At 39.9% G+C, this 19,520-nt stretch carries 22 protein-coding genes; 6 read left to right on the plus strand and 16 right to left on the minus strand.

The window, feature by feature from the left end; translation table 11 throughout:
* Nucleotides 1-39: 39 nt before the first annotated feature.
* The 5 genes from EHQ47_RS18660 to EHQ47_RS18680 are packed head-to-tail and all read left to right on the plus strand — an operon-like array spanning nt 40 to nt 6,403.
* Entirely contained in the window at nt 40-1,971 is a 1,932-nt protein-coding gene (locus EHQ47_RS18660; RefSeq protein ID WP_135777813.1) for a SpoIIE family protein phosphatase, read from the plus strand.
* Nucleotides 1,968-2,801, plus strand: coding sequence for a class I SAM-dependent methyltransferase (locus EHQ47_RS18665; RefSeq protein ID WP_135748248.1), 834 nt, complete (start codon nt 1,968-1,970; stop codon nt 2,799-2,801). Before EHQ47_RS18660 ends, EHQ47_RS18665 begins: the two co-directional genes overlap by 4 nt.
* A gap of 33 nt (nt 2,802-2,834) precedes the next feature.
* Nucleotides 2,835-3,668, plus strand: a complete 834-nt coding sequence (locus EHQ47_RS18670; RefSeq protein ID WP_135777814.1) for a TrmH family RNA methyltransferase — start codon at nt 2,835-2,837, stop codon at nt 3,666-3,668.
* On the plus strand, nt 3,665-4,732 hold the full coding sequence (locus EHQ47_RS18675; protein WP_135748246.1) for a glycosyl transferase: 1,068 nt from the start codon (nt 3,665-3,667) through the stop codon (nt 4,730-4,732). Before EHQ47_RS18670 ends, EHQ47_RS18675 begins: the two co-directional genes overlap by 4 nt.
* The gene (locus tag EHQ47_RS18680; RefSeq protein ID WP_135777816.1) at nt 4,733-6,403 is read left to right on the plus strand and encodes a DUF342 domain-containing protein; all 1,671 of its coding nucleotides are present in this window, start codon (nt 4,733-4,735) and stop codon (nt 6,401-6,403) included.
* A gap of 14 nt (nt 6,404-6,417) precedes the next feature.
* Here the strand turns inward: EHQ47_RS18680 and EHQ47_RS18685 are convergent, their stop codons facing one another.
* From EHQ47_RS18685 to pyrB, 12 genes are all read right to left on the minus strand, one after another.
* Nucleotides 6,418-7,182, minus strand: a complete 765-nt coding sequence (locus EHQ47_RS18685) for an LA_1326/LA_4305 family lipoprotein (protein ID WP_135748244.1) — start codon at nt 7,180-7,182, stop codon at nt 6,418-6,420.
* 5 nt (nt 7,183-7,187) lie between these two features.
* On the minus strand, nt 7,188-7,484 hold the full coding sequence (locus tag EHQ47_RS18690) for an STAS domain-containing protein (RefSeq protein WP_004785957.1): 297 nt from the start codon (nt 7,482-7,484) through the stop codon (nt 7,188-7,190).
* Between the two features lie 117 nt (nt 7,485-7,601).
* Entirely contained in the window at nt 7,602-7,790 is a 189-nt protein-coding gene (locus EHQ47_RS18695) for a hypothetical protein (RefSeq protein WP_135692599.1), read from the minus strand.
* A complete protein-coding gene (locus EHQ47_RS18700; RefSeq protein ID WP_135748243.1) occupies nt 7,787-8,581 on the minus strand; it encodes a pentapeptide repeat-containing protein in 795 nt (264 codons plus the stop codon). Before EHQ47_RS18700 ends, EHQ47_RS18695 begins: the two co-directional genes overlap by 4 nt.
* A gap of 47 nt (nt 8,582-8,628) precedes the next feature.
* The gene (gene rpmE / locus EHQ47_RS18705) at nt 8,629-8,829 is read right to left on the minus strand and encodes a 50S ribosomal protein L31 (RefSeq protein ID WP_100791481.1); all 201 of its coding nucleotides are present in this window, start codon (nt 8,827-8,829) and stop codon (nt 8,629-8,631) included.
* A 10-nt stretch (nt 8,830-8,839) separates the two neighbouring features.
* The gene (gene rho / locus EHQ47_RS18710; protein WP_004784490.1) at nt 8,840-10,243 is read right to left on the minus strand and encodes a transcription termination factor Rho; all 1,404 of its coding nucleotides are present in this window, start codon (nt 10,241-10,243) and stop codon (nt 8,840-8,842) included.
* A 142-nt stretch (nt 10,244-10,385) separates the two neighbouring features.
* Nucleotides 10,386-11,549, minus strand: a complete 1,164-nt coding sequence (locus EHQ47_RS18715; RefSeq protein WP_135748242.1) for a helix-turn-helix domain-containing protein — start codon at nt 11,547-11,549, stop codon at nt 10,386-10,388.
* Nucleotides 11,550-11,595: 46 nt separating this feature from the next.
* A complete protein-coding gene (locus tag EHQ47_RS18720; RefSeq protein ID WP_135777818.1) occupies nt 11,596-12,234 on the minus strand; it encodes a hypothetical protein in 639 nt (212 codons plus the stop codon).
* Between the two features lies 1 nt (nt 12,235).
* Complete coding sequence (locus EHQ47_RS18725; protein WP_135748240.1) at nt 12,236-13,228, minus strand: adhesin OmpL37 family surface protein; 993 nt, start codon at nt 13,226-13,228, stop codon at nt 12,236-12,238.
* Nucleotides 13,229-13,281: 53 nt separating this feature from the next.
* A complete protein-coding gene (locus EHQ47_RS18730; protein WP_135777820.1) occupies nt 13,282-14,508 on the minus strand; it encodes an LL-diaminopimelate aminotransferase in 1,227 nt (408 codons plus the stop codon).
* The gene (locus tag EHQ47_RS18735) at nt 14,492-14,860 is read right to left on the minus strand and encodes a DUF2203 domain-containing protein (RefSeq protein ID WP_135777822.1); all 369 of its coding nucleotides are present in this window, start codon (nt 14,858-14,860) and stop codon (nt 14,492-14,494) included. The genes EHQ47_RS18730 and EHQ47_RS18735 overlap by 17 nt, the downstream gene beginning before the upstream one ends.
* A complete protein-coding gene (gene pyrB, locus EHQ47_RS18740) occupies nt 14,853-15,785 on the minus strand; it encodes an aspartate carbamoyltransferase (RefSeq protein WP_135692585.1) in 933 nt (310 codons plus the stop codon). The genes EHQ47_RS18735 and pyrB overlap by 8 nt, the downstream gene beginning before the upstream one ends.
* A 66-nt stretch (nt 15,786-15,851) precedes the next feature.
* On the opposite strand from pyrB, the gene EHQ47_RS18745 reads away from it, so the two are divergent.
* On the plus strand, nt 15,852-16,265 hold the full coding sequence (locus tag EHQ47_RS18745; RefSeq protein ID WP_135692583.1) for an acyl-CoA thioesterase: 414 nt from the start codon (nt 15,852-15,854) through the stop codon (nt 16,263-16,265).
* Here EHQ47_RS18745 and EHQ47_RS18750 read toward each other — a convergent pair.
* From EHQ47_RS18750 to rpmB, 4 genes are all read right to left on the minus strand, one after another.
* Nucleotides 16,249-16,845, minus strand: a complete 597-nt coding sequence (locus EHQ47_RS18750) for a UbiX family flavin prenyltransferase (protein WP_135748237.1) — start codon at nt 16,843-16,845, stop codon at nt 16,249-16,251. The genes EHQ47_RS18745 and EHQ47_RS18750 overlap by 17 nt on opposite strands.
* Entirely contained in the window at nt 16,845-17,753 is a 909-nt protein-coding gene (locus tag EHQ47_RS18755) for a UbiA-like polyprenyltransferase (RefSeq protein WP_135777824.1), read from the minus strand. Before EHQ47_RS18755 ends, EHQ47_RS18750 begins: the two co-directional genes overlap by 1 nt.
* Before the next feature lie 802 nt (nt 17,754-18,555).
* Entirely contained in the window at nt 18,556-19,197 is a 642-nt protein-coding gene (nth, locus tag EHQ47_RS18760; protein ID WP_135777826.1) for an endonuclease III, read from the minus strand.
* A 23-nt stretch (nt 19,198-19,220) separates the two neighbouring features.
* Complete coding sequence (rpmB, locus tag EHQ47_RS18765) at nt 19,221-19,505, minus strand: 50S ribosomal protein L28 (RefSeq protein WP_004785895.1); 285 nt, start codon at nt 19,503-19,505, stop codon at nt 19,221-19,223.
* Between the last annotated feature and the right edge of the window lie 15 nt (nt 19,506-19,520).

Here is a 19,520-nt window from a genome sequence, read left to right on the forward strand (position 1 = left end):
AAGAGGACAAGGGGTCAATCCCTTGTCCATAACTCACAATTGAAAAAACCATCCATCGAATCGATTTTTTTCTTTTTTTTAATCCTTACTCTTTTTTTTACCAATTCCCTTTTTTCAGAATCACAAAACGATATTGGCGAAAGACTCATTCACACAACAAAGTTCTCTTACTGGATTGACCCAAATTCTTCCATACCAGTAGAATCTGTATTAGGAACTGGTGAATTCAAAGAAATAGAAGATAACTTTGTCAATTTTGGTTTTTTAAAAGGAACTCTTTGGCTTCGTCTCAATCCAAAAGATTTCCCGGATCCTTCTAAATATCCACTGCTCCTCATCAATGCACATAACATAGACTCGGTGGAATTATTCCATAAACATGATGGAAATCGATATATTGTATCTAAATCAGGTCACATCCAACCAGTATTCCAAAGAGAAATCCCCCATAGAAATTTTGTGTTTCGAATAGGGCATGAAAAAGAAACCATCCTCATTGCGATTCATTCAGATATTTCTTTGCAGTTTTCTCTGATTTTTACCAACCAAAGGAATCTACAAAGAGAAGATTATATCACGCAGTGGGTTTATGGATTATTTTTTGGAAGTTTAGGAATCATCATTTTATACAATCTCGCCATTGCATTTTTTGTAAGAGATCGAAATTATTTTTATTATATTGGTTACGTATTGTTCTTTGGACTCGGGCAACTTTCTTTACTTGGATTCTGGAGTTATTTTTTTGTTCCGGATTCTTATTTTTGGAAACGGATTGGAATTCCTTTTTTCTTTAGTGTCTGTCTCTTTTTCTTTGTTCTCTTCACATCTAATTTTCTAAAACTAAAAGTTAGAATCCCCAAAATGGCCAGATGTTTTCAAGTTTTGGGATTTTTCTCACTGCTCAATGCTATGGTTGCATTGTTTGGTGGGATTTCAGAAGCATCCATCGGGGTGACATGGCTCTCTTTACTAATTTGCGTTAGTTTACTTGGTGTTTTAATTTGGGGAATTTCCAAACGACTTAGGTCTTTTTATTATTTTGCTGTTGCCTTCGTTTTATTACTCCTTACCTGCATTGTATATGGATTACTCAAATTTGGAATACTTCCCTCCAGTGCATTTTTGGAAGAAATGTTATTTCCCATCGCCTCCCTTGCTGACATCACTTTGTTTGCTTTTGCTTTGGCAGATAGAATCCAACTGCTCCGACAAGAAAAAGATTTGGCTCTCGCCCAAGTCACAAGCCTTCGAAAAGAAAGAAAAATCTCTAGGGACATTCTCATGCAGTCCCTGCCAAAAACAATTCCTGATGTAAAGAATTTACAAATACAAATTTACATCCAACCAATGAAAGATGTGGGAGGAGATTTTTATGAATACTTTTCTCCTAATCCTTATGAACTCGGGATTGTTCTTTGTGATGTTTCGGGGCATGGAATCCCTGCTTCTCTTATCTCTGCAATGGGAAAGGTTGCCTTTACCACTCAAAAAGACAATATCTCTTCCCCCAAACAAGTTCTAGAAGGAATGAATCGCGTGTTATACGGGAACTGTAACCCGCAGTATGTAACTGCATCCTATGTGTATCTCAATACTTCTACAAAAGTTTGGCGGTTTGGGCGGGCGGGTCATCCCAGTGCCTATCTGCAACGTGCCAATGGAGAAATTATAAAAGTTCATCCCAAAGGAAAAATCATCGGTGTTTTTCCAGAAATCCAAATGGAAGAAATCACTTACCAAGTGGAACCCAAAGACAGAATCCTCATCTTAAGTGATGGGGTTTTGGAATGTTTTCATCCAGACGGAACTATGTATGGAGAAGCAGGACTTCTCGAATTTTTAAGAGCCAACCGCGAAATACCGAATCATCTTTTCAAAATAAAACTCATCCAAGACTTGGAGTCATTTTCTAAAACAGAAATAAAAGACTGGGACGACGACCTAACCTTTATTTTCCTGGAATTGGTATGACAAAAAGTTACGAACTCCTGGACTCAGGTGACTTATCCAAATTAGAAATCGTTGGTGGTTACAAACTCCTACGTTCTTCCCCTACTTCTGCTTATGGAAAAGAAAACCCTGGAATTTGGAACGACCTCCATGCCCAGTACATCAAAAATGACTCGGGTTCGGGGCATTGGAACTTTCAAAAGAAAGTTCCAGAAAGTTTCACCATCGAATTTTCAAATCTAACCTTTAAAATCAAACTCACACCTTTTGGTCATATCGGCCTTTTCCCAGAACAAGAAACCAATTGGGACCGCATCCGAGAGATTGGTAAAAAGAAACAAGGCCTCGAAGTTTTAAACTTATTTGCATATTCGGGAGGATCCACACTTGCTTGTCTCGATGCGGGTATGAGTGTTTGCCATGTCGATGCCTCCAAAGGAATGGTGGACTGGGCAAGAGAAAACGCAAAACTCTCAGGACTTGATTCGAAACCTGTGCGTTGGATTGTGGACGATGTGATGAAGTTTATCCGTCGTGAAATCAAACGGGGAAAAAAATACCAAGGCCTGATCCTTGACCCTCCAAGTTTTGGTCGTGGGTCCAAAGGAGAGGTTTGGAAAATTGAAGAAAATTTAAGCGAACTCATGGATGCTCTGATGGAACTCTCCGATTCCAAACCAGAATTTGTGATCCTCAGTTGCCATAGCCAAGGCTTTAGTCCTTTAACCTTAGAAAGAATTTTATCTTCCAGAATCAAAACCAAAGGGAATTACCAAACCTCCGAATTATTCATTCCAGAAAAATCAGGAAAAAAATACCCAGCTGGATTTTGTACTTTCTTCTCTAAATAAACCAGGCAAATCTAAAGATTCGAATCCTGCCATATGCAAAACAGAAGACAATACATTACTAGTTTTTCCAATCCCAAGGTCAAATGGGTTGCGGGACTCAAAGAAAAAAGAAATCGGGATGATGAAAAAAAGTTCTTCATCGAAGGGTATCGTGAAATCAAAAAAGCCATCACGAGTAATCCAAGTTCACCTATCCCTTGTTTGCCGGTAAAAATCACAAGTTTATTCATTTCCCCAGAATGTTTTTTAGGAGAAAATGAAGAGACCCTCATCCAGTCCGTCCATTGTCCGATCTTTGAACTTCCTCGTAAAATTTTTGAAAAAATTTCTTACAGAGATCGACCTGACGGCCTTATCGCTGTTGCTGAAACTCCCGATGCCCATGTCCCTTGGGAAAAAATCAAAAAAATTGAAACCAATCCCATTCTCATCATTGAAGGGGTGGAAAAACCGGGGAACCTCGGGACCATCCTCAGGACCGCGGAAGGTGCGGGTGTTGGCCTTGTGATTGTCACAGACCCAAGGATTGATCTTTTTAATCCAAATGTGGTACGTGCAAGTACCGGAACTATTTTTACTTTGCCCGTTTATATTGGTGATTTAAAAGAAGTTCTTACCCAGTTTCAATCCAAAGGTTACAAACGTTATGCGGTCACACCAGAAGGAAAAACTCTTTATACTTCCATCAATATGAAAGAAAAGTCGGTTTTTCTTTTTGGAAGTGAACAGTATGGACTAAGTGATGATGCAAAAAAACTTTCCGATGATACACTCCATTTGCCAATGCTCGGAGAAGCGGATTCATTAAACTTGGCCATGTCTTGTGGAATCGTATTGTATGAATCCATAAGACAAAGAAACAAATGAAACTTTATTTTTATATTTCAGGCCATGGGTTTGGCCATATCAGTCGTTCTGGAAATATTATCAAACGCCTGCTTAAGGAAGAGTATATTGAAGAAATTCATTTGGTCAGTCCAAGAATTTCATTTTTAGACTTTACCGATCCAAAACTTACCACAAGGAATTTAAAACTGGATGTGGGAGTTTCGCAAAAGAACTCACTTTCTATAGATTTACAAACCACAAAAGAAGAGCTCATCGATTTCGAAAAAAAGAAAACACAACTCCTAAAAGAAGAAACGGAATACTGCAAAAAAAACAAAATCGGATTAATCCTAACCGATAGTTCTTCATTTCCCATTACCATTGCTCTGGAAACAGGAATCCCCAGTATGTTTATCGGGAACTTCACCTGGGATTTTATTTATCAAAATTACGCAAAAGACGATTCGTATTTTGGTGTTCAAAGCGAACAACTCCAAGTAGAATACGGATTTGTTACAGAAGCGCTTATTTTACCTTTTTCTTGTCCTATGCCACCTTTCTTAGAATCGTCTAACATTGGTCTTGTGGGAAGAAAACCAAATCTTTCAAAATTACAAGCCAGACAAAAGTTTGGTTTAAAAGAGGATACTACTTACATCCTTTTATCTTTTGGGGCTTATGGTCTAGAAGGAACCAAACTACAAACCGAAAACTTACCCAAGTCCATTCAACTCGTGGCTTATGGAGTTCCCGGAATCCAAACGGAAGGAATTTTAGTTCCCGAAGTCTCCCATTATCCAGACCTTGTGGCAGCGGTCGATTATGTATGCACCAAACCAGGATATGGAATTCTAGCAGAATGTTATTATGCCAAAACCCCAATCCTTTATACCGATCGTGGTGATTTTAGCGAATACATCCACTTGGTAAATGCATTAGATTTATACTTTCGCTCCGCATATATTGACCATTCTCGAATAATTTCTTGTCAATTTGAAGAAGTGCTGACTCTAATTGATACAATCGACTCCATGACTCCAAAGTTAGAATTAAAAACGAATGGAGAAGAGGATGTTGTTTCACACTTATTAGAATACAATTAAATGCCTGGCCCAGACTCTTATACTGATCGAATCCTTCAAGATTTAGAAGCCTCAGAAAATGGTTATTTCCAAATCGAAAACTCGGGTGGCAAAGCCGTATTAAAAATCACCAAACCCGGCGCCAAGGGCAAAAAAGTTGATTATAAAGATGTTTTGGCCAGGGTTCAACTTTTTGGTGTAGAAGGTTACAACCAGGAACAAATCAAAAAGATCGTTTTATTAGCTGAAAACAAACCAGTGGAAATTGGAACTTGGTCGAAGGGAGATCCCATCAGTTCCTATGCTGACATCACCATCTCCGAAGATCATATGGAAGCCAAAATGGTTCTTCATCCTCCTAAACATGGAGGAGCACTTCTCACCGAATACCAGTTACGTGAACAAATTGCTTCTGTTGGAATTTCAGTTGGGATCATCGATGTTGTCATCCAAAACCAAATCAAAAACCCAAACTTTTTTGTTCCTTATACGATTGCCAAGGGTTTCGCACCAATACCAGGCAAAGATGGAGAAATCAAAATTTACTTCCGTTCCGACAACAAACCCCAGTTAGAAGAAGACGAACATGGACGAATTGACTATAAAAATATTGGAGTCATTCAATCAGTAAAACCTGGTGACCTGATTGCCGAACGGATCCCCCCCAAAAAAGGCGAATTTGGAAAAACCGTAAATGGAACCATCATACCCTACCAAGAAGAAAAATCAGTGGATTGGCATCTTGGTCCCAACGTCGAATTAAAAGAGGACAAACTGTACGCGAAAATCGCTGGTCGACCTGTTTTATCTGCTGCTTGGGAAATCAAAGTCGATGAAGTGATCCAACTGGAAGCTGTCGATTATTCCACTGGAAATATAGATTTTCCAGGAACCATCATCGTGGAAGAAAAAATTGGAGATGGGTTTTCTCTTACCACAAATGGAAGTATCATCATTCGTAATTCCGTAGGAAAAGCCTTTCTCAAAGCCAAAGGAGACATTGTTCTATCCGGCGGATTTATGGGACGCGGGGAAGGTTATATCGAATCCGAAGGAAATATCTACGCTAAATTTGTCGAACAAGGAAAACTCACGGCCCAAGGAAGTATCTTTGTGGAAGAAGCAGTGATGCATTCGGAAATATCTGCCAAAGATTTCATTCGTGTATTAGGAGGAAGAGGAGAAGTGATGGGTGGAACAATCATTGCTGGAAACTCCCTTACCTGCTCCAAACTCGGTGCCGTAGTGGAAACAAAAACCAAAGTTGCCATTGGAACACCTCCAGAGTTACTTGATGAACTCAACCGAATGAAAAAAGAAATCACAGATAAAGAAATCACTCTTCACAAGGTCCAACTCGCACTCACAAAACTTGTTGAAAAAAGCCAAAAAAAAGAACTGAACAAAGAAGAAAAAGAAACGATAGGCAAACTCAAAGATGCGAATGAAAAGTTTACCAAGGTTTTAGAAACAGAATCCAAACAGTTTGAAACAGCCCTTGGTTCGTATGAACCAAATCCGGATGCCTTTGTAGATGTGGAAAGAGAAGTGTTTCCAGGTGTGGATTTAAGTTTCGGCGCAGGAAAAAACTACCGTTTGGGAATCAATTCGCTCGTCGGGAAAACACATTTTTATTTGGGAACTGACGGAAGCATTCAAACAGAACGAACCGTCATCAGAAAAGAAGACTAAATCAAAAACTCTTTTTAATCTCCGTTGATGATTCCATCTTCTTCATCACGAGAAATTCTTTTTTCAGGTTTAAGATCTGCATCCACAGAGTTGATTACTTCCGGAATTGTAGTTTTTTTCCGTTTTTCAAATTTTAATTTGGCCAAATCGGCCTTATCAAAAACTAACCAATGTTTGTTGCGAAATCCAGAGACCTTTTTAAAAGAAAAACCTTGTCCTTGTAATACATATGTCGATGTTGGAAAGTGTTCAAACGGAATATCAGGGATATTGGACCAATCATAATAATTCCCTTGTTCGTCATAGGTGATTTCTTTTTGAAGTTCCCCAAATAAAATCTCAATGGCAGTATCAGATGACCAAATATAAAATCCAGTTCGCGAATAATGAGAAACCACCGATTTCACAGGATTGTATTTAGAGATAACGAGTAGAATTTGGTCTGATTTTAATTTTTGTAAACCATCTGCAAGATCCATGGCGAATTCTTTAATTTCTTTTTCTTCAAAGATGTACTGATTTACATCTCCGTAAGAACTTTCTTCACGGAATTTAATATTTCCCAGTAAATCCAAAATTTTATCTTCAGAAATTTCTAAAGGATGAGCCAAGGTTTTAGGAACAGAAGATTCAGATTTTAAATTAATTTTGTCTCGATTGACTGTATAAATTGCAAATTCATTACTGCGGAATAGAAGGTTACGAGACTTTACACCTGAGGCACATGAGTGCAAAAGGATTGATAAAATGATAAGGGAAAATATTTGGAAAAGTTTCATTACGCTTATGCCTCTAGAGTTTTTTGAAACTCTGGAAATTTAGAAAGGTATTCATCTAAAGTTAAAATAGAAAGAATATGATTGAGCCCAGAAAGGCGAAAAACGGAGTTTAGGTTTTTATTCAAATTGGTGACAAAGATTTCAACTCCGCGGTTGTGCAGCGCTGATGATGCTTTGATCACCGCACCGATCCCACTCGAATCCAAAAACTTTACTGAGTGGAAATCCATAGTCAGTTTTCCAAAATTCTGACTATCGATTGCCTTCTCAAATTCTTGGTAAAACTCGCGTGAGTTTTCCATCAGGACATCCCTTTGGATCGATAGAAGCAGGTGATTTTCCTGACGGTGGCTTAGAATCAACATAGTTGGATTAACAATACGTTACGATTCTCTGGATTTGTGTCAAGAAAATCGGCTTTAGGAAAGCGGGGCCAAATCCGTCAGATTCATCTCCAAATCGTGCGGGTATCCTTCTTTATCGTTATAAACAACAATGGCTTTTTCGGATTGGATTTCTTTGATTTCCACTGTAGAACCAGTAAAAATAAAGATCCCTTTGTGCAGAAATGTTTGTTTGGTGAGTTTTGCCTTATCGCCTGGCTTCATTCCCCATCCTCTTTTTTCAGATAGAGATCCTTACCTGCTTTTTTCATGACATCAAAGATGTACATTTGGCTGTGATCCACACGAGTTCCAATATCATAAATGGCATCGGTAAAATCTGCACCATCAATTTTGGCAGAAGCCAGTTTTGCAAAACGTAAGTCAGCACCACGGAAATTAGCATTCCTGAGATCGGCACCGTTAAAAAAAGAAGCCTTTAGATTGGCACCTTGGAAGTTGGCGCCCACAAAACTAGAATTTTGAAGAAAGGCATTGTGAAGATCAGCACCAGAAAAATCCACACCATCTAACTTTTCTTTCTCTAACATCACACTGGATAACTTAGCTTCCTTTAGGTGGCCTTGTTTGTGGAGGAGTTCCATGGTTTGCGATTTTGTGATTCGGTTTTCTTTGGGAACACCTTGTCCTGACTCATAATCTTCAACTGCTTTTTTAAGAGCAGCAACAGCGGACTCAGGGTAGTTTTTCCTTCGTTCAGGGAACTCAAATAGAGTTTCAAGAGTTTCTGGTGTGAGGTGTTTTAAATCGGAAAGGGATTTTCCTTTGGCATACTCAGTTGCCATAGCAAGCGCAACAATCCCAAACCCACAACCTGTTGTGGTGTAACTTGCGTCTTCCACAACTTGGTTTTCGTCTAACTTTAAATAAATGCGGTATCCGTCTCCGCAACCTGTGTTGCGGTAGTAGGAGACGACAGTCGCGTCATCCATCTCACGGTAATTCATCCTTTGGTCGTTGATTTCTTTGTAGCGAGCAAAGTCCATTACTGCCATGAGTTGTTCCCCCGTTATTAGTTAGACGGATCTGAGGCCAAAGCCTCTTACTTCATTTTGTATTTTTTCTTGAACTTGTCAACTCGACCAGTTGTATCCACTAATTTGGATTTTCCGGTAAAGAAAGGGTGGCAGTTGGAACAAATTTCCACACTGATATCCCCGGCAGTGGATCTTGTATCGATCACTGTACCACAAGCGCATTTGATTTTTGCAGAAACGTATTTTGGATGTATGTCAGTTTTCATGGTGGCCCTTTTAGTTCGTATTCATGCTGGCGAGGAATTGGTCGTTCGTCTTTGCGCCACGCATTTTTTCAATCAATAGTTCCATACTTTCGGTGATACTCATAGGAGAAAGTACTTTTCGAAGGATAAAGACTCGAGTGAGGGTATCTTGCGGAAGTAGGAGTTCCTCTTTTCTTGTGCCAGAACGGTTGATGTCGATGGCAGGGAAAATTCGTTTGTCCGCGAGTTTTCGGTCCAAATGGATTTCCATATTTCCCGTTCCCTTAAATTCCTCAAAAATCACTTCGTCCATTCGGGAACCAGTGTCAATGAGGGCGGTGGCGATGATGGTGAGTGACCCACCCTCTTCGATATTCCTTGCTGCTCCAAAAAAACGTTTTGGTTTGTGAAGGGCATTGGAATCCACACCACCGGAAAGGATCTTCCCTGAAGTAGGAACCACTTGGTTGTAAGCACGGGCAAGTCTTGTGATGGAGTCAAGTAAGATGACCACATCTTTTCCATGTTCCACAAGCCGTTTTGCTTTTTCGATGACCATTTCTGCCACTTGGACGTGGCGTTGTGCTGGTTCATCAAAGGTCGAACTCACCACTTCCCCTTTTACATGGCGAGCCATATCGGTTACTTCTTCTGGACGTTCATCGATGAGAAGGACGATGAGAAAAATTTCAGGGTGGTTGCGAGTGATGGCATTGGCAATGGATTGCATCAGAACTGTTTTACCAGTTCTTGGAGGGGCAACGATAAGAGCTCTTTGTCCTTTTCCAATCGGACACATAAGGTCAATCACACGAGTGTCCAAATGACTTGGATCAAACTCCATGTTGATTCTTTCGTTGGGATAAAGAGGTGTTAGGTTATCGAATAAATTTCTTTTTTGGGCCACTTCCACCGGGAAACCATTGATGGATTCCACACGTAACATCGCAAAAAATCGTTCCGCTTCTTTTGGTGGTCGAATCAGACCTGTGACTGTATCTCCCGTGCGAAGACCAAACAATTTAATTTGGGAAGGAGAAACATAAATATCATCTGGACCTGGCACATAATTGTAGTCAGGTGAACGAAGGAAACCATACCCATCAGGAAGTCTTTCCATTACCCCTGCTGCATGCACTTGTCCGTCTTTTTCGGTTTGTGCTTGGAGAAGAGCAAACATTAAGTTTTGTTTTTTTAAACCATGAGTGTTTTCAACACCCAAACCTTTGGCAAGATCAGCCAGTTCGTTGATATTTTTTTTCTTGAGTTCGACTAAATCGAGAGGAGGAGGAATTGGACCTTCGTATCGGTTCTTTTTCTTCTTAAACTGTTTTGGAGGTTCGGAACCATCTTCTTGGTCCATGATGCCGTTAGTATATTCAGTTGGTTCTTCAGGAGGGTTAACTTGGATTTCTTCTTGTTTGCGTGATGCCATAGATTGTTCTACATTGATTTGTTAGAGTATTTGATTAAAATCGGGAAACCATTTGTGCAAGTTATGTATGCAAGGGAAACAGCGAAGTGCGGAGGTGTTTTCTCAAACGGTAATGAAAAAATTGTTTTTCCGAGTGTTTTCGTCAACGTCTTTTTTTCGACTTTTTCCCCACTTGCGTTGGTTTTGGACTCTGTTTCTTTGCTTTTGCCTTTGGTTGTAAAGATTTCTGCGGTTTTTCAGTGGTTTTTGGCTTCTTTTTGGTGACTGACTTCTTATTTTCAGAAACTTTTTTTTGTTTTTCTTCCGGTTTTTCCGAACGTTTTCTCGGAATTACGGACTTAACCTTGGCCTCATTCTGAAACCGTTCCGAAAGTTTTAAAAAACGAATTCTGTTTTGTAAGGTAGTCCTTGGAACACCCAGTTCCGTTGCGGCATGAGAAATATTATTGGAATTTCTTTTTAGCGACTTATGGATGTAATGCGCTTCCATTTCTTCCAAAACTGATTCTAATGGAAGTTTAGAATGGAAAGCTTCGTCCATATTTGGGAATTCAGAATTCCCAGTTCCAGAAGGATTGGCAAAGTTTGATGGCGAAAAATGATATAAAAAACCAACTACCTTTTTCTCTTTTTTTAAAGTGATGATGCGAAGGTTTGTACGAAGTTCAGAGATGTTCGTATGTAATACACTTGTGTCAGTATCTTTCCCCAAAGTCAAATCATGATCCTTTAGATAAGTGGCAAGGACCTCCCGATTGAGATTGTGAAGGTATTTTTCAGCCAACTGCAGAGAATCACGAAACAAAGGTTTGGTGAGAATATTATTTTCAAAGGTTTCGTTATAAAAAATAGTAGATCCGTTGACATCAGTCGCAAGAAGTCCATCGGGAAAATGGGAAAGAATTAACTCCATAAACCACTGCACAGAGTCGGCATTTTCTTTTTTCTTTTCTAGTTTGGATTCAATTTCTTCGAGTTTGGGATCTCTGGCATTTGTAGAATCAAAACGAGTGAAGGCAGCAAGAAACCTCGGTTTGTCCCAATTGTCTTTTTTTTCACCATCCAGGCCAATAACGGGGATCTGAGTGGATTCTTTAAAATAGAGCAAAAGATTTTCGTGAAGTTCAGTTTCGAGAATGGCCAAAGGAATTTCGTCAAGGTCTTCCCTCTCTCTTCCCAAATCAGACAACTCGCGGTGAACTCGATCTTTGGAAAGAAGACCTAAAAGTTCCCCGTCTTCCGAAATCACAGGAAGGTGGGTTGCCTTAGTCAGCAAAAAATGACGATAAAGTGATTCAAACTTCACTAAGCAGTCATTCTTTCGGATTTGTTATCAGTGAAAATCGAAATTTTTAGTTTTCTTGGATTGAGGTTTGCTTTTGTTTATGAAGTCCCATCCAAATTGGTTGGACCCAAACACTATCAGCCAACTGGTATTCTTCAGGGATCTCCGCTTTTTGCGATCGTAAAGACATAAGACTGTAAACTAGCGAACGTTTGTATGTATGCAGTGATAGTTGGTAATTCCCAGACAAAAAGTATTCTTTTGCATGGTCTTTTTCACTTTTAGCCATCAAAAGGTATCTTTGGATTTTTTCTTTGGTATCCCACTCCAAAGTTTTTGCACCGGATTTATCTTCTCCTTCAAGAAGGATCCATTGTCCCATGGCTTTTTGGTAGAGGCCGCTTGCGGATTCTTCCATGGGAAAACAGAGTTTTCGTTGCGTAACAAGAAGATCCCCTTCGGCAAGGGAAAGTGTTTTTTCAATTTCCACTCGGTTGCCTGCGCGGTAAGTTTCTTCCACTTGAGTGCGGATGGATTCAATTGAAGTTTTACCAGTTTCTGGTTCTAACTTCAACTGTTCTTTGATATCGAGAACAAGTGCTATTTTTCCATCTAATTGTTTTTTACGTTCCCTATAAGACATTGTGGTTTTGGCCACAAGTCCCAAAGTGAAACTTAAGATGATAACACTTGTAATCCACTTCATATTATTTTTTCTTTTCTTCTGGGTAGATGGCTTTTCCGTTTTCATCAAATTTTGGAGTTGGAGGAACTGACTCACGTCTTGCCCCTTCCGTCTCTTTGATTTGCGCATTGGCTTCCATAAGTAGATCCAATTTTTTAGAAGTGATGAGTCCGTAATTGTCATCATGTTGTTCTAAAAGATCCAAAGGTTTGGCATCTGGGTTTCCAGGAGGAACCACAGTTCTTTCCATACGTTTGTTTTCTACGAAGTTGATGATGGTATCTCTCACCTTCTCGTAGTTACGTTGTTTTTCTTCATTACGAGCATCTTTTAAATCTTCGTTGGACCTGTATTGGTATTCTGGTTTGTCCTCATCCGGTGTTTTGCTATAAATCATCGCAAGGATAGCAAAACGTTTCGCACGACGGAGCGTAAGAATCCCTTCTTTATAAAGAGTGAGTTTGTATCGGTATTGGTGTGGGCTTGAGTTGAGACCAGTTGTGTAAAGGTCTTCTGAAGAGCGAAGGTCACGAAAACCAAGACGTAACAATGCTTTGGCGTTATTATCATTGGAACGAATGATGGTAGGAGCCGCAGCTTCTAGAAGTGCTCTTGCATCTTCTATATATTTCTGAAGAACGATTTCAAAAATATTTTTTAACTCCCCTTGGGCTTGGCGAAGTTGGCGAAATCCATACACATAGTTACTTTGCAGGTACCACATGTTTCCACTAAAATCAGATTGGTTGGCTGCTTTTAGGAGTTTGAAATAATCAAAATCCAAATTCTTTTTGGAAGGATCCGCAGCGGGAGTTTCAGCTCCTGGTTGGCCTGAACTTTGTGCTTCTTCTTGGGAAGGAGCCAAATTACTCAGAGCAACATTGATAAAATTTAAGTTTTCTTTGTTTTCAAAGATTAAAATCCCCAGATTCGTCTGTTCTGGAGATACTGCGCTGATATGTGAGATATGACCCACAACCATTGCAAAAAAGAGGATGAATTTCCATTTTCCCATAGCTCTACCTTGTTTTTATATATCGGAGCTACGGGAAAAACCAGGACTAAATTTTACATTTTTTGGATTCGTTCAATGGCAGAAATCACGTCTTCCCGCTTTCCGAAGGCAGAAAGTCGAAAATATCCTTCTCCCGCTGGCCCAAATCCTGACCCGGGAGTTCCAACCACTTGCGCTTTTCCCAAAAGTTCGTCAAAAAATTCCCAGGATTTTAGTCCGCGTGGGGTTTTTAGCCAAATGTAAGGCGCATTGGTTCCACCGAATACGGTGTATCCTGCCGTCGCCAAACCTTCTCGGATGAGTTTTGCATTTTGCATATAATAGGAAATTTGTTCTTTGATCTCTACTTGGCCCTGTGCGGAGAAAACTGCCTCAGCGCCTTTTTGAGTCACGTAAGACACTCCATTGAACTTTGTAGTGTGGCGGCGGTTCCAAAGAGAATTAAAACTAATTTCTTCCCCTGCTTTGGTTTTACCTTTTAGATCTTTTGGAATCACAAGGTAGGCACAACGTGTTCCTGTAAATCCAGCAGTTTTAGAAAAAGATCTAAATTCCATAGCGACTTCTTTGGCACCAGGAATTTCATAAATGGATTTTGGAATTTCTGGATCTTGGATGAAAGATTCGTAAGCAGAATCATAAAGGATGATACTTCCGATTTTTTTAGCAAAGTTCACCCATTCCGTTAAACGCGCCTTAGTTGCCACCATTCCCGTTGGGTTATTCGGATAACAAAGATAAATGATGTCTGGTTTTTCTTTTGGAAAATCTGGTTCAAAATTGTTTTCTTCTGTGGCTGGCATATAAATGATATTCGCATATCTACCATCAGACCCAACTTCTCCAGTCCGACCTGCCATTACGTTTGTATCCACATATACGGGATACACAGGATCCACTACCGCGATTTTACTATCTAAAGAAAAAATCTCTTGGATATTTCCACAGTCACATTTAGATCCATCAGAAACAAAAACTTCATCCTCTGCAATTTGAACACCACGTGCTGTATAATCATGAGCGATGATTTTTTGGATGAGAAAGGAATATCCTTGTTCTGGGCCATAACCATGAAAACCTGCAGAACTTCCCATTTCTTTTGCAGCATCAACCATCGCATTCACAATCGTTGGTGCGAGTGGTAAAGTCACATCTCCAATTCCAAGGCGAATGATTTTTGCACTTTGGTTGGCATCTGAATAAGCTTTTACTCTTCTTCCGATTTCAGGAAAAAGGTATCCTGCTTTCAATTTTAAATAGTTTTCATTTATCTGAGTCATTTTCTTCTTTATTTTCCTCTATGAGTTTTCTCGATCTAAATCCTTCAAAATAACCGTGCTCGTATAACACGTCTTCTTCGCCCCAGGTCCAACAATAGAACCCACTGCCATGATCAAAGTCTACCAACCACAATCCTTTGACATCGATCTGCATTGCCAAAATTTCATTTGTCCAGTGTTTTACAATTTCACTAATTTCTTCTTCTTTGGCTTCTAAAACATTTTCAGGCAAAAGTTTATTCCGAATGTCATCAGCAAGAACACTGGCTTTTATGTAATATTCTCTTGTGATGTCACGAACGAGAGGAAGGACTTCCCTTGCCTCCTGTAATGTCCAAATCTTTTTAGTCAAAATTCACTCCAAGACTCAGACAAAGTAAAACCATACGAACCACCACACCATATTTCGCCTGACGGAAGTAAGCTGCATTTGGTAAATCATCTACATCTGTAGAAAGTTCATTCACACGTGGGAGTGGATGAAGGATGGTAGTGTCTTTTTTCGAGGCAAGAACTAGTTCTTTGTTCACCTTATAAATATCTTTTAATTTTTCGTATTCTCTGTGATCTGGAAATCTTTCTTCTTGGATCCTTGTCACATAAGCAACATCAGCATCCCAAAACGCTTTGATGTCAGTGGTCTCTTCCCAAGTCATGGGAAACCCTTCTAAGTTCTTTTTGTATTTTTCTGGAAGTTTAAGTTCTTCAGGACTAATGAGATATAAGTGAACTGGATAATGTCTTAAAAGATTGATTAGGGAATGGATGGTCCTTCCATATTTTAGATCTCCGATAAAGGCAATGTTTAGTCCTTCGATTTTTCCTTTCTCAGAAACGATTGTGTATAAATCAAGAAGTGCTTGGGTAGGGTGTTGGCCCGCTCCATCCCCTGCATTGATCACAGGAATGTTGACCGCCCCTGCTGCAATCCGAGATGACCCTTCTACAGGATGGCGAATGACAGCTATGTCCACATAGGCTTCAATCATCTTCATGGTATCATAAAGAGTTTCTCCCTTTGAGATTGAAGAGAACTGGAATCCCACTGTTGAGATGAGCCTTCCCCCAAGCCTCTCCATCGCTGCTTCAAAGGACATACGTGTTCGTGTGCTTGCTTCAAAAAATAAGGAGGCAAGGAGTTTTCCATTCAGAATTCCAAACGCTTCCCCCGATTCGTGGAGGACACTCATACGGTTTGTTTTTTCGATTAAAAAATCTAGGTCTTCTTTGGAAAATTGGAGGGTGTCTAAGATGTTTTTGTGGGAGTAAGAGTACATAGTTCGGAAATCTTTTCTCTAGGGTTTTTGGTATCGAATAAATCGAAAACATATTTTTTGGTATTTATGGTCGATACGATTCAGAACAAACTCCAAGATATGGAACTGGTCACCCAACACCTGGTCCAACCAGACGATTTGAACTACCATAACAATCTATTTGGGGGAAAAATGCTCTCCTGGATCGATGAGGGAATGGCAATGTATGTGATGAATAAAATCCGTTATACCAATATTGTCACCATGAGTATGGACAATGTGGTGTTTCGATCCCCTGCTCGGGCCGGAGACATCATTCAAATTTACGGAAAAATTGTAAAATATGGAAAATCTTCGGTGACCTCTCGCACTTTGGCAATCACGAACAACCCACAAACGGGAAAAATGTCTGCCGTGATTGAAAGTGACATCACCTATGTTTGTTTAGGTGATAACGGAAAACCAACGGCTTACTTTCGGAACTTTACCCCAACCACTTAGGAAATAGAGTTTGGTTGACGCCAAGAAGATTCAAAATCCTTCCCGCAATAAAATCTCCTAAATCATCCAATGTTTTTGGCATTTGGTAAAACCCAGGCGAAGCAGGAAGGATGATGGCACCAGCCTCATCCAAACTAAGAAGATTTTTAAGATGGATGCGGTTGTAAGGAGTTTCTCTTGGCACAACTATCAGTCTTCTTCTTTCTTTCAAACTGACATCGGCTGCCCTTTCAATTAAATTTTCTGTGAGACCTGCAGACATCGATGCCACAGTTTTCATACTACAAGGAATCACAACCATCCCATCCCAAGTGTTTGAACCACTGGCAATATCAGATCCAATATCAAAAAAATTACGAACGTGAAACTTGTGTTTGGATTTTGTTTTCCATTTGTTTTCCACAAAAGATAGAATCGCTTCTGCTGACTCGACTTTGGTTTCATACTCTTCGGAAAAAATGCGAAGTGCTGCGGGACTTGCTGTGATGTAGGTTTCGCCTTCTATCTCAGACAAAGCACGAAGAAACCGGGCAGCATATATACTACCGCTAGCACCGGCAAGGCCCACAACAAGTTTCATTAAAAACTAATACCCGAAGAAATTTTTAATAAAAACTCATTCCACTTATCAAATAAAATCGCAAGGAATAAAACAACGCTGATCCAAGAATTGATTTGGTAAAAAACAATGGGTAAGTCTTTGGACTTGTATTGATAAGAAATCCGATGTTCATACAAAACTAAAATTCCAATCACAGAAAGGATCAGGAAATACATAAGTCCAAGTCCGGCACTGGTCCCTGCATAAATAAAAAATACAAAAGAAAAACTATGGAGAATAACAGCGATGGCTCTTGATTTGGTTTCCCCTAAACGAGAAGGAATACTATGAAGGTTTTCTTTGGCGTCAAAGTCCATATCTTGAATGGCATATAACACATCAAAGGCGGAAATATGGAAGAGTAATCCCAAAGAAAATAAAATTGGAACCAAGTTCACGGTTTCTGTGATGGCAATCCAGGCCCCAAGAGGAGCAAGTGAAATTGCAAACCCTAAAACCAAATGGCAAAACAAAGTGAATCGTTTGGTGAGTGAATAAAGGAATAAAACAAACAGTGCAGGAAAGGAGAGCAAAAATGCCAGTTTGTTCACAAAGAAACTAGCAAAGATAAAAATAAAAGAAGAAAGCCCAATGAAAAGAAGAGCCGAAAGTTTGGAAATTTTTCCAGAAGGAATTTCTCTATTTTGTGTACGGGGATTTTTTTCATCAATTTCCGAGTCTACATAGCGATTAAATCCCATCGCGGCGCTACGGGCTGTGACCATACAAACAAGGACAAGGGCTCCGATCCGAAGCAAATCACCGGTATCTAGAGTGGATTCTAGATAAGCTAGGAGGAAACTAATCCCAGCGAAGGGCAAAGCAAAGAGTGTGTGGGAAAATTTGACCATTTTAGCGTAAAGAATTAGATTTTTAAAGAAGTTCATGGCATCCTTTCTGCCCTTAGTTTAGACAGACTGAAGGTTTTTTGGTTCATTCAGATTCGATTTCTTCCGTTCTTAGAACCAAGGTCCCAAATTATGAATATCCGTCTTTCTTTTCTTGGAAGATCCCCGTTTCCCAGTGTTACATTCGGGATTTTTCTTCTCTCCACAGTTTCTTTTGCTCACCCAAGCTTAGAAGACCGGCCTTTGCGAATTTTTTTCCATTGTGGTAAGGAACTATTTACCAGAATGGATGAGGAAGGACGTGGGGGCCTCAGTGCCCTCCTCGGATTTGTCGAACGAGAAAAAATGGATTTGGACTTAAAACGTGGGAAAGGGTACATGTTGTACCCTTTTACGCCCAAAGACAAACCTCTGGAGTTTCCATTTGATGGATTCACCTTGGGAAAACCAAGAGAGATGAACCATGGCCCCGTCAAACTAGGTTTAGGTTCCATTCAAGAACTGATTGATGTCAAAAATATTGAGGACTACGATGGTTGGATTGTTTATGTAAATAACGACGATGAAACTAAAATTCCTCTCCTACCTTGGCAAAACCACCCAGAACTCCCGCTCTTCCTACTTGTAGAAGGGAAACCAATGTCTAGGTTTCGATATTTATCCAATGTACACCAAATTGAATGTCCAAAAGACTATGGTAGACTCGGCACTTTGAATTTATTCTTTCGCAAACGAAACTTAATTCGTTTGGATTATAAATTAGAATCGATTAATTTAACAGATAGAAATCGTTCTTGGAAACAAAAAAAAGAATCGGAAACAGAAGAAGGTTTAGAGAAACCTACTCCGAAAACGAAGGACATAGGGAAGACAGAGGACAAGTCGAACAAAATGTCCGGCGTGCCTGGCAGTACTTACGACCGAGAAATATTAGGTACAGAGATAGGTTTCGGCAAATCTCCTTAGGAGTCATTTTCATCATCTCCCGTTCAATTTGAACGGGATCTGTTTTTTTGGTAAAACCCAATCGTTTGGTAAGACGTTTCACATGGGTGTCCACAACGAATCCTTCCACCACTCCATAAATTTCTGCAAGCACCACATTGGCAGTTTTCCTTCCAAACCCAGGAAGTTTAATGGCCTCTTCCATCGTCTTTGGAATTTCTCCACCAAATTCGGAAAGAACCATCCGTGCAAATCCTTGGATGCTTTTGGCTTTGTTTTTATAAAACCCTGTGGAGAATATTTTTTTCTCTATGGCCGTTAGAGGTGCCTTTGCAAAAGATTCAAGTGTGGGAAAGGTTCGAAAAAGTTCGGGTGTGACTTGGTTGACACGTTCATCAGTACACTGTGCACTTAAGATGACAGCAATTGCTAATTCATAAGGTTTAGTAAACGTGAGGGGAGTTTCTACTGCACCGAACTCCGCCTCGAGGAGACGGTAGACTTCGGTGACTTTTGGTGTTTTTCTGGATTGTTTCAATCCAAAAGTGCGCTTAAAAGAATTTAAGCTGCTGGTTGTGCTTTTGGAGTGATCCCTACGTATTTTTTAGGAGTGATCGCAGCGATATCGCCACCGTGGTCTTTGATTGCCACTTTCAAACCTTTTTTACGAAGAGTTCTCAAAGCACGTGTAGAAATCTTAACGCGAACCCAACGGTTCTCGTCTTCTAAAAAGATTTTCTTTGTGATCACATTCACCTTCCAGATACGGCGGTTCTTTTTATGAGAATGGGATACATTGTTCCCTGCCGTCGTTCCTTTTCCGGTTACTACACATGTTCTAGCCATAATTATTACCTTGTT

This window comes from Leptospira bourretii (assembly GCF_004770145.1).
GTDB classification, from domain to species: Bacteria; Spirochaetota; Leptospiria; order Leptospirales; family Leptospiraceae; genus Leptospira_A; species Leptospira_A bourretii.

Bases quoted from the DNA above. Each gene is read 5' to 3' on its own strand.
- EHQ47_RS18665 (WP_135748248.1), top strand. From the start codon at position 1,968: ATGACAAAAAGTTACGAACTCCTGGACTCAGGTGACTTATCCAAATTA.
- EHQ47_RS18670 (WP_135777814.1), top strand. From the start codon at position 2,835: ATGCAAAACAGAAGACAATACATTACTAGTTTTTCCAATCCCAAGGTC.
- EHQ47_RS18675 (WP_135748246.1), top strand. From the start codon at position 3,665: ATGAAACTTTATTTTTATATTTCAGGCCATGGGTTTGGCCATATCAGT.
- EHQ47_RS18680 (WP_135777816.1), top strand. From the start codon at position 4,733: ATGCCTGGCCCAGACTCTTATACTGATCGAATCCTTCAAGATTTAGAA.
- EHQ47_RS18685 (WP_135748244.1), bottom strand. From the start codon at position 7,182: ATGAAACTTTTCCAAATATTTTCCCTTATCATTTTATCAATCCTTTTG.
- EHQ47_RS18690 (WP_004785957.1), bottom strand. From the start codon at position 7,484: ATGGAAAACTCACGCGAGTTTTACCAAGAATTTGAGAAGGCAATCGAT.
- EHQ47_RS18695 (WP_135692599.1), bottom strand. From the start codon at position 7,790: ATGAAGCCAGGCGATAAGGCAAAACTCACCAAACAAACATTTCTGCAC.
- EHQ47_RS18700 (WP_135748243.1), bottom strand. From the start codon at position 8,581: ATGGCAGTAATGGACTTTGCTCGCTACAAAGAAATCAACGACCAAAGG.
- rpmE (WP_100791481.1), bottom strand. From the start codon at position 8,829: ATGAAAACTGACATACATCCAAAATACGTTTCTGCAAAAATCAAATGC.
- rho (WP_004784490.1), bottom strand. From the start codon at position 10,243: ATGGCATCACGCAAACAAGAAGAAATCCAAGTTAACCCTCCTGAAGAA.
- EHQ47_RS18720 (WP_135777818.1), bottom strand. From the start codon at position 12,234: ATGAAGTGGATTACAAGTGTTATCATCTTAAGTTTCACTTTGGGACTT.
- EHQ47_RS18725 (WP_135748240.1), bottom strand. From the start codon at position 13,228: ATGGGAAAATGGAAATTCATCCTCTTTTTTGCAATGGTTGTGGGTCAT.
- EHQ47_RS18730 (WP_135777820.1), bottom strand. From the start codon at position 14,508: ATGACTCAGATAAATGAAAACTATTTAAAATTGAAAGCAGGATACCTT.
- pyrB (WP_135692585.1), bottom strand. From the start codon at position 15,785: ATGTACTCTTACTCCCACAAAAACATCTTAGACACCCTCCAATTTTCC.
- EHQ47_RS18745 (WP_135692583.1), top strand. From the start codon at position 15,852: ATGGTCGATACGATTCAGAACAAACTCCAAGATATGGAACTGGTCACC.
- EHQ47_RS18750 (WP_135748237.1), bottom strand. From the start codon at position 16,845: ATGAAACTTGTTGTGGGCCTTGCCGGTGCTAGCGGTAGTATATATGCT.
- EHQ47_RS18755 (WP_135777824.1), bottom strand. From the start codon at position 17,753: ATGAACTTCTTTAAAAATCTAATTCTTTACGCTAAAATGGTCAAATTT.
- rpmB (WP_004785895.1), bottom strand. From the start codon at position 19,505: ATGGCTAGAACATGTGTAGTAACCGGAAAAGGAACGACGGCAGGGAAC.